8 protein-coding genes and 1 pseudogene are annotated in these 8,995 nt (G+C 50.7%); 1 reads left to right on the top strand and 8 read right to left on the bottom strand.

Annotation, left to right across the window (positions count from 1 at the left end; translation table 11 throughout):
- Positions 1-705: 705 nt before the first annotated feature.
- The 6 genes from H6F86_RS23755 to H6F86_RS23735 all read right to left on the bottom strand — a co-directional run bounded on the left by H6F86_RS23755 (position 706) and on the right by H6F86_RS23735 (position 5,735).
- Entirely contained in the window at positions 706-1,944 is a 1,239-nt protein-coding gene (locus tag H6F86_RS23755; protein ID WP_199305462.1) for an FAD-dependent oxidoreductase, read from the bottom strand.
- 194 nt (positions 1,945-2,138) lie between these two features.
- The gene (locus H6F86_RS33235) at positions 2,139-2,429 is read right to left on the bottom strand and encodes a hypothetical protein (RefSeq protein WP_347241000.1); all 291 of its coding nucleotides are present in this window, start codon (positions 2,427-2,429) and stop codon (positions 2,139-2,141) included.
- A gap of 186 nt (positions 2,430-2,615) precedes the next feature.
- A complete protein-coding gene (locus H6F86_RS33230) occupies positions 2,616-3,080 on the bottom strand; it encodes a phosphoribulokinase (protein WP_347240998.1) in 465 nt (154 codons plus the stop codon).
- 91 nt (positions 3,081-3,171) lie between these two features.
- Entirely contained in the window at positions 3,172-3,801 is a 630-nt protein-coding gene (locus tag H6F86_RS23745; protein WP_242033663.1) for a TMEM175 family protein, read from the bottom strand.
- A gap of 87 nt (positions 3,802-3,888) precedes the next feature.
- Positions 3,889-5,073 carry an FAD binding domain-containing protein gene (locus tag H6F86_RS23740; RefSeq protein ID WP_190451951.1) on the bottom strand — a complete coding sequence of 395 codons (1,185 nt, stop codon included), beginning with the start codon at positions 5,071-5,073 and terminating at the stop codon, positions 3,889-3,891.
- Between the two features lie 20 nt (positions 5,074-5,093).
- Positions 5,094-5,735, bottom strand: coding sequence for a DsbA family oxidoreductase (locus H6F86_RS23735; RefSeq protein WP_190451949.1), 642 nt, complete (start codon positions 5,733-5,735; stop codon positions 5,094-5,096).
- A gap of 132 nt (positions 5,736-5,867) precedes the next feature.
- Here H6F86_RS23735 and H6F86_RS23730 point away from each other — a divergent pair, with 132 nt between their 5' ends.
- Complete coding sequence (locus H6F86_RS23730; protein ID WP_190451948.1) at positions 5,868-6,797, top strand: LysR family transcriptional regulator; 930 nt, start codon at positions 5,868-5,870, stop codon at positions 6,795-6,797.
- A 240-nt stretch (positions 6,798-7,037) separates the two neighbouring features.
- On the opposite strand, the gene H6F86_RS31960 is transcribed toward H6F86_RS23730, so the two are convergent.
- Both H6F86_RS31960 and H6F86_RS23725 read right to left on the bottom strand, forming a co-directional pair.
- Positions 7,038-7,232 (bottom strand): hypothetical protein, encoded by a 195-nt coding sequence (locus tag H6F86_RS31960; RefSeq protein WP_206756087.1) that lies wholly within the window; start codon positions 7,230-7,232, stop codon positions 7,038-7,040.
- A gap of 387 nt (positions 7,233-7,619) precedes the next feature.
- Positions 7,620-8,995 (bottom strand): annotated as a pseudogene (locus H6F86_RS23725) (hypothetical protein); the annotation flags it as partial.

Genomic DNA, 8,995 nt, shown 5'->3' with positions numbered 1-8,995 from the left:
TTATCAACGTTTTTGGAGAGAAGGTGCTGCCAATGCTGCACAGTGTCTAATGATCTGACATCGAGACAAAGGCGTGTCGCTCAGTAAAACCCTCTCGGTCGCAGGCTTGCAGACGCAACGCAGCAGCAGGCTGGTTGGGACGTGGCAACTGATTGGTTTCAGCTAGGTGCAAGCGTTTCTACTCCCTAACGTACCGAGTGGGTGGAGCGTGAGACCGTTCGCGATCGCTTAGCTGAAAACGGGTACTATACACGAGTACATTTTTGGCTGCTAACCACGCTGCGTGTCAAAATGAGCCAGGGTTTCAAAGGGTAGTCCTTTCAAGCCTTGCTACTAAAGCTCACTCTTTCATGCATAGTTGCTGCCACCCGCAACTAACCAGATGCCACAAGGTGATGCACAAAACCTTTCATGGCTTGATGCACTAGTAAGCCTGATCAGGATTGATACCGCTGCAGGGTCAAGGGCCCTTTTTTACACGCATCGTTGCCAGACCCCATCAATCTTGAAAGCTTTGTAGGATGAGCTTTTAAGACTGCATATAGACGCAAACATTGGTGCGCTAAATTGTCCAATTTCATTTGGCTATGTAAATTGACCCCTCAATCCGGTTTTCGTTCCACTGCCCTCAAACCCCTTACTCCGCTCTTAGAGGCTAACTCAAATATGATCGGGAGTGACATACCAAAATTACCCAGCCCAAATTCAAGTCATTTCTTCTAAATAGCGATGAACAAAGGTGACAGCCATTGCACCTTCACCGACGGCTGAAGCGACTCGTTTAACAGAGTTATGTCGCATATCGCCAGCCGCAAAAGAACCAGGAACACTGGTTTCGAGAAAGAACGGCTTGCGCTCAAGTCCCCAGCATTCTGGTAAACGATCCTCTTGAAGCAAATTTGAGCCAGTCACTAGGTAGCCTGCCGGATCGCGAATAATGTTGGTATCTTTTGCCCATGCAGTATTTGGCGCACCACCGATGCAAACAAACAGCCGTCGAGTATCAATTTTCTGCGCCGTTCCGTCTTCGCAGTTAGTCACTTCAATTTGATGCAGCGCGGTATCGCCTGCCAAGCCAGTGACCTGAGACTGAAAGAGCACCTCAATGTTACTTTTCTGGGTAATGCGCTCAACGAGATACTGCGATAAGGTCGCCGCCAGCGTCTGGCCACGGATGAGCATCGTTACTTTTTCGGCATAGCGTGATAGATACATGGCGGCTTGCCCCGCTGAGTTACCGCCACCGACGATAAAGACATGTTCACCGCCACACAAAGGTGCTTCGCTGGCACCCGCACCGTAAAACAAGCCGACTTTGAGAAACTGGTCTTCATTGGGAAGATTGAGCCGTCGATATTCAATTCCCGCGGCACAGAGGTTGGCGCGGGCCACCATTTTGCTGCCATCGGCCATATCTGTATAAATGCGATTGTCGCGAAACTCCGATTTCATCCCTTCGCGCAACAGCAGCAATTCAATCCCAAATTTGACTGCCTGCTGACGGGCGCGTTCCGCTAAATCAGCCCCGCTGATGCCGTCTGGAAAGGCCATGGAATTCTCAATTAGAGAACTGGTGCCCGCTTGTCCGCCCACAACATGGCGCTCGACCAGAACTGTCCGCAAGCCTTCAGAGGCAGCATAAACGGCGGCGTTTAAGCCAGCGGGACCCGCTCCATAAATGGATAGGTCATATTCTTTGAATTTCGGTTGCGCTACCCAGCCCAAGTGTTGAGCAATTTCTCGAAGCGTGGGCGCAAACAACTGGGTGCCATCGGGTAATTCCACTACGGGCAAGCGAACATTACTGAGAGCGGGGAGTTTAAGTTCTCGATTGCAATCCGCGTCGCCAATCAGTTCAACCCAGTCAAACTCGACAACGGTACGATTGAGGAAATCGCGAATTTCGTAGGCTGCTGCTGAATCAGGTTGACCGTAGAGGCGCACCTTTTTTTGCTGTCCGCGTGTGTCTAAATTTCTAGTGCGCTCATGTTTCCTCGTCGATGATTTAACTGTTTGAGTGCATGGCTGCGATAGCAGTCTGCTCCCTGTTTACAGCCTTAAAACAGATTTATGCTGGAGCTTTCTGCTCGGTTGGCTTCAGCCTGAAGACTTTTGGCCTTGCTTTCCAGGTCGGATCGCTAGAGGTGTGCCTGAGTTGCCTTCAGCATGTGGTAGGTAATCAGTAGCTGCGTCAGGGCCAGCGGGTAGCTTTGCAGTGTTTCCCCGGTTGTCCCAGCAATTTTGCCCAAATCAGGGTTAATTTCTCGGTTGCAAACGCTGTGTAAATGCGGCAGATCAGCACAAATCATTTGCTCTAGTACCCTGACTGCATCGCCTGTTGTATGACCATCGACTTCAAGCACGTCTACGGGTTTGCCCATGTCTCGGTCCAAGTTCAGACGAATCGTTGGCTGAGCATGACCACTCATGCGGTTGAGGATCTGGCTCAGATTTGGGTGTGAAATTGTCGGTCTGAGTACCAGCTGTACATTTAAGTGAGAATTGTCCGTCTTGGTGGCATCGCTTGCTGGATAAAAGCTAACGACTAAATCTGCCCACTGACGTTGAGGGCGAATAAATTGCGCTGAGTCTGGTTCACGCTTTTGAAGTTCAGCCTAAACCTGTGCTTCACTATAGCCGCGCTTGAGCGTGTCTGGTTTGATCTTCCAGGTTTCCCGTAAAGACTCAGGGGGCGCTAAATACACTTTGATGTCATAGCAGTCGCGCATCGCACGTGTCGAGTAACCTAGCAAGCCCTCCACGACCACAAACTGGTTTGGCTTGACGTACTGAGGCGGTTCAAACGTGCCTGTTTTGTGACTATAGATTGGCTTCAAAATCGGTTGTCCGCTACGGAGCAAGGCTAGATGCGGCTGCATGATATCGAGATGGTTACAGTCGGGGTGTAGCGCTGTAAGCCCTAGTTCTGCACGCTGATGACGATCATAGCGATGGTAATCATCCGTACCAATGACGGTGACGTTTGCTTCACCCAGAATTTGAGCAATGCCCCTAGTCAGAGTTGTTTTACCTGCAGCACTGTCGCCGACGACGCCAAGAAGAATGGGACCGTGGGTCATTGTTTTAAGCTCAGTATTGATTGATGCAATGGCAGCAAAGGCGCTAACGACTGTTGGCTTGGAGCCAACATTGAGAGGATGTAATAGCGGCTTAAAGACGCGCTTTAGAGGGCTCCTCCAGCTTTTCGATTAATTGTCGATCGATAATTCCAGGCAGCAAGTAGAACAAAGGAATGAGCACGTAAAGCACAAGACTCAAGTTGAGGTTGACGAACGCTAAACCAACTGCAATCAAATACGACATCGGGTAACTCAAACTCCAAAGCGTGGCTTGCCGAGTCGCTTTGGGGTGAATTAGCCCTTCAGTGAGGATGTAGCGATGAACCACGTAAAACCAGAGCAGATTGTAAACAAAGCCGGTCAAGGCTAATGAGAGTCCGTAAAACACCACGACCGGCAGCGAGGAGCCAAACTCTCCAAGCAGGGCTGTGGGATAGGGAATGAAGGCCACACACATTAACAGCAGTAAGTTAATCACTAAAACCGTGCGATCGACTCGTTTAAGGAAATGAAATAGCGTCTGATGGTTAAGCCAAAGCACCCCAATCACGATGAAACTGGTGCTGTAGCTTAAGATGTGGGGGAAAACCTGCCATAGCTTGGTGATGGCTTCGGATGACGTTGCTTGAGACAGGTTAGGAGCTTTAATCTCAAGCACAAGCAGTGTCACGGCGATCGCAAAGACTCCATCACTAAACGCCTCAAACCGATTTAAGCTCATCAAAGGGGCTTGTCTTGAACTTCCGTGTGACATTTCAACTTCCTGACGTGATGAACGACCGCCCAAATTCAAGTTCTTATTGGTACTTCACGCTCTCTGTGGCAGCGCGTCTAACTTTTCGCCTTGCCGACCAACGCCGTAGCTAAACTGAGAGCGATTGCCCAACTGCTGACCGGAGGCCAGCAGTTGGTTACCATGAGCAAGCTGAAGCGGTTCCCAGCTTTTCAGCGCTTTACTGACGTTGTGGTTATGTTTCATTAGAGCTTCTGCCAGGGCGATCGCGTTGGCTGCCGCTTTCGCAGTACTCGCAGCCGTGTGTGGACGCGGCATAAAGGCAGCGTCACCGATCAGTGCCACCCGTCCAAACGTCATTTGCGGCACTCCTAGATCTAAAATCGCTTGAACAAACGGTTCTTGAGTGGCGGCAACGAGTTTTTGAAAGGGGGGAACGAGAACGGTAGCGGCATACGATCGCATCGCTTGTTCGACATCAGCAGCCAACAGTCCTGGTGGCATTGAGTAGCCGCGCTGCTTGCCATTTTTATCAGTCAAAAGGTGCGGTAGTTCGGTCGCCTCATCATAATTGACATACCAAACCCAGTTGAAGCGGCGCTGTCCAGGCTCTAGAGATTCACCCTCACCCGGAATCACATATTGGAGAATATGAGAATTGGGAAATTGATAGAACACAAAGCGTTCCGTGAAGAGAGCGGCAGCTTCTTTCTCGAGTTCAGCTTCGTTGACCAGGCCTCGATAAGCAACGTATCCAGCATATTGATAATGGGCGTCTGGTAGAAATTGATGCCGCACCGTCGAGTTCGGTCCATCGGCACCAAGCAGCAGGTCTGCCGTAGCTTGAGTGCTATCCGTAAAGGTTGCTGTTACCTGGTCACTCGTCTGCTGAATGTCGTTCAATTGTTTGCCCACATGGTAATGCTGGGCTGGAAAATGTCGCCGCATGGAACCATATAACAAATTCCAAGACGTGAGCCTTTGGCGCATCGGCATCGGTTGAGCAATGCTGCCATCTGAGTTCAGGTAGTAGCGTTCATGTGCTACAACGCCGAGGGCTTGAGTCTCAATCCCAGCGCGTTGAAATGCGTCCACCACATCCGGCTGAAGCACAATCCCTCCACCGCGGCTATCGAGATCATGAGCAGACCGCTCGTATATATCGACCTGCCACCCGATTGATCGCAGCATGATTCCAGCAAACAGACCACCGAGGGAGCCGCCGATCACAAGGGCACGATTGCCTGTAGGTTCTATCATGGAGTTTTCCTTAAGAGTGGTTACGCTGCCTGTTGCTGACTGACTGCGGTTTGCAGGGCGTTCAAAAAGACATCCACACTCTGAGCACCGACGATCGTTTTTTTGCCAATTTTGACGTGAGGGACACCGCGAATCTTACGGCTTACGGCTTGCTGTTCTAGCTCTTTGACTACCTGCACCCCAGCGGTCGAAGTGAGGAAGGGTCTCACTTGACCTGCTATGCCGACTTCAGCTGCAAGTTGAGCAAGGATTTCGACACTGGTAATATCTTGTCCTTCGGTGAAGTAAGCCCTGAGAATCCGTTCAGCCATCTCGGTTGCTTTCCCTGTTTGACCCGCTAACCAGGTCAGACGATGCGCCTTGAGGGTGTTGGGCGTCACCTGCATCAAGTCATAGCGAAACTCAATGCCGTCCTTTGTCGTTGCCTGCACGGTTTGAGCATCGAGTGCTTGTGAATACTCCCAACTGCCAAATTTGTTGGAGCGGTAGGTTTTGCGATCAAGGCCTGCTTCGGGCAAATCGGGATTCAGTTCGAAGGGATACCAAAGGCGCTGAAGCTCAACGGGAGGATTGAGTTGAGCGATCGCTTGCTTCAGGCGGGCATCGACCACCAAACACCATGGGCAGATAAAGTCTGAAGTGATTTCAATCGTTAAGGTCATAGCGTTTCCTCGGTCGGGGTTGCCGCTAAATTGCTGACCCTTTCACCATATCTCCATTCAGAAAGAATGATAATATAGCCTCTATGCCAAACACTTTTGCGTTTTATGCAAAGATAGAGTGCGGATGAAAAGATGGATCAATTTGCAGCTATGCGGGCCTTTGTCAAAGTGGTGGAAGCAGAAGGCTTTTCAGAAGCAGCGCGGCAATTGGAGTTAGCCGTCTCTTCTGTCACTCGTCAAGTCAATGCGCTGGAAAAGTTGCTCCATACTCAGTTGCTGAATCGCTCCACCCGCAGCCTTAGTCTCACACCGCAGGGCCGCAAGTATTACGACAAAGCGGTACAGATTCTACAGGACGTAGAAGAAGCTAATCTCTGTGTTACCGAGGGCAATATTCCACGGGGTTTACTGAAGGTGAGTCTGCCCGTTGCTTTTGGGCGGCTCCACGTTGCGCCCCTCATGCACGCTTTTCTAGTGAGTTGTCCTGAAGTACGGCTCGATTTGCGCCTGAGTGACACCTTGTCGAATCCGGTTGAAGAAGAGTTAGATATTGTGATTCGCATTGGTAATCTCGATCGCTCTGGTGCTACTTGGCTTGTGCGGAAGCTTGCCTCCTACACGCGTCTAGTTTGCGGCAGTCCGGACTATTTTGCTCGTTGCGGTAAGCCCAACCATCCGAACGATTTAGCACAGCACAACTGTTTGTTATTCACCTATGAGTTAGGAGCCAACATTTGGCAGTTCCAGCGCAGTGCTGAGGTTTGTCAAGTAAGCGTCACAGGTTCGTTGATCAGTAATTATTCAGAGGTACTACGGCAGGTTTGCTTAGATGGTGCCGGACTAATGCTTATGCCGACTTGGTTGATTGGTGAGGATATTCGCTCTGGCCGGTTGCAGGCAGTACTGACTGAGTTTCAAGTACAACCCCAAGCTCAAACCGACCTAGGCGTCTATGCTCTCTATTTATCGAATCGCAGACACTCACTACGGGTCAAGGCGTTTATTGATTTCTTGGTAAAGCGCTTTGGCAGCCCGCCCTACTGGGAAGATCTTGCACTTTAGAGGAAAGCGATTCATGCGACCCATACAAGGCTAGATCGCTTAAAAAGACTCCAGAAATTGCTGGTACTCACGTTGACGCTAAACGTTCAATTCAAAGGATTCTTGCTACTCCTGTTGCCGTGGGGTAAAGTCTTTGCTCATGCTTGCTCTAGAGGTATAGGGTGAAGGTTTAATCGCCAAATCTAGTCGTGAGGGCTACTAGCCTTGAAGGCAAAAAGACCAAACTAACAGTGCCACTGTTCAAGCGAGCCTTAGGAAAGCATCTTGTCCGATTAGCCTTTTGCGCTTGTCTGTTTGCACCTGTCCCTTGATCGCCTGACCCAACGCAAGCGATCCTGGCAGCCATGAGCGATCCAGATAAGCGGGTGTGGACTGCGGCAGTCGGCAGTTTGCTAAAAATTGCACCAAACCTCTTAAGGCACCGTAGTTAGGCAAAGCAGTTGTCTAACTAGGGGTATGACACCGTTCCTGGCAATTAAGTACCACATCGCCTGAATGCTTCTCACAGCCTAACTTTCAGACTGTGAGCTTGCCGCTTTTGCTCAACGTTGAGGCACAGCCGCCGCGACGCAAGCGTTTAGGAGCAGAGGGATTGATAAACTTCTGCTAATCATCTTGTGAGGCTTGTACCGTTGCTGCCACCCGCAGCTAACCAAGGCGATCATCCGACGCCCTTTGGCTTGCTGTTACATCTAATGTGTTAGTCAATCTGTGCAACATCTGCTAACAAAAGGACAGGAGCAAGTACGTTGAACCGTACTTGCTCCTGTCTGCGTCAACGTAGCAAAAGAGCAAAGTGCAAAGAAGCTGCCCCGCTCTACTTTAAGCAGTCAGCAGGAAATTAGCTTGTGTCAGACTGCTGGCTTGAACACCGACCACGGTTGCTAGAAGCTCACTGGTGCTACCGGCTCGAATCAGCGCGTTATTTGCGTTTGCACCTGTCCCTTGGAGAATGCTTAACCGCCCAAAAGTTAAACCACCTGACAGAGCAAACTTATCCCCTTCCAAGAGGCTGAAGTCTTGAACCGTGTCTGAGCCACTACCCCTTGCCAACACAAAGACATCAGCGTCTGTGCCGCCCACTAGGATATCGTGCCCACGTCCGCCCTCCAGGTAGTCGTAGCCAGCACCCCCGCGCAGGAGATCGTTGCCGCTGAGCCCGAAGCTGCGATCGTCACCACCTTGAGTATTGATGACATCATCGGAGTGATCAAACCCGCGCACACTGTTGTCTAGCTCGTTGAGAAAGGTGACAGAGTTGCGGTTGAAGATTTGGTCTAAATCCCACTCCGCATCAAACACGTCAAAGCTGTCTTGAACACTGCTTTGACCATCAAACACTAGGTTTCCAAGGTTTACAGAAGCTCCAGTAGACTGGCTCAAATTGTCGAGGTTATCCAATTGAACATTCCGTAGAATGGCGCCCGTATCAGCAACGCCCTCAAAACTGACCACCAGATCATCGCCTTTCTGAGTCAGTACCAGATTGCGAGCGGTCAAGTCTGCACCCTTAAATTGGATCGTGTCGACTTCAGCGATCGTGTTTTCTGAAGGATTGGCACCGCGACCAAGCCCGCCGAAATTTACTACGGCTAGATAGCCCTCGCCTGCCGTCACTTCAGCTGTCCTGGCTCCACCCTCAGCCTTGACCACTGCCGAAAAACGCACTCCAAACAACGTTTGGTACATAAGGCGGTAAATTTCGGTGTTGTCTAAAGTGCTAGGCAGTTGTTCAGCATTCATACCGTAGGTTTTGGAAACAATGCTGCCAGGGAAGTCGGGTGTGCCGACCCAGCCAACGGCAAAATTTCCCATTGCACCATCCAGACTAGCCATCGACGTGAATGGTCTCCAGGGAAAGTTAGCGCTCGCCGTGCTGCCATTCACACCATCTAGAAAATTACGAGTTGTGTTCGTTGTCGTGGGGTTGACGTTGATAAAAGGCACTTGAGGCTCACTGTCGAGTAGTGCCGGGGTACTGGTGAAATTTCCGGTCGGACGGGCATACGGCACATACTGGACCACCTGTAACCCGCCGGCATCGCTGTCGGCAGCCGTAACCACCAGCGTGTTGGGATCTTGGCTATCAACGTAGTCTATGGCAACCCCGATCGCCGCATCGGCTCGTCGAATCGCTTCCACCGTGCCAACCGCATTATTGTTGTTGGCAAAGTTATCGCTACCTTCTTCCTCAACCA

The sequence above is a fragment of the Phormidium sp. FACHB-592 genome, from assembly GCF_014695795.1.
GTDB lineage: Bacteria > Cyanobacteriota > Cyanobacteriia > Leptolyngbyales > Leptolyngbyaceae > Stenomitos.
Note: the sequence above shows the minus strand (reverse complement) of the source record. Positions and strands in the feature narration are given on the sequence as shown.

What these genes read in the sequence shown, in the direction of transcription:
- H6F86_RS33235 (WP_347241000.1), bottom strand. Translation starts at nt 2,429, where the DNA reads ATGAGTGGTCATGCTCAGCCAACGATTCGTCTGAACTTGGACCGAGAC.
- H6F86_RS33230 (WP_347240998.1), bottom strand. Translation starts at nt 3,080, where the DNA reads ATGACCCACGGTCCCATTCTTCTTGGCGTCGTCGGCGACAGTGCTGCA.
- H6F86_RS23745 (WP_242033663.1), bottom strand. Translation starts at nt 3,801, where the DNA reads ATGAGCTTAAATCGGTTTGAGGCGTTTAGTGATGGAGTCTTTGCGATC.
- H6F86_RS23740 (WP_190451951.1), bottom strand. Translation starts at nt 5,073, where the DNA reads ATGATAGAACCTACAGGCAATCGTGCCCTTGTGATCGGCGGCTCCCTC.
- H6F86_RS23735 (WP_190451949.1), bottom strand. Translation starts at nt 5,735, where the DNA reads ATGACCTTAACGATTGAAATCACTTCAGACTTTATCTGCCCATGGTGT.
- H6F86_RS23730 (WP_190451948.1), top strand. Translation starts at nt 5,868, where the DNA reads ATGGATCAATTTGCAGCTATGCGGGCCTTTGTCAAAGTGGTGGAAGCA.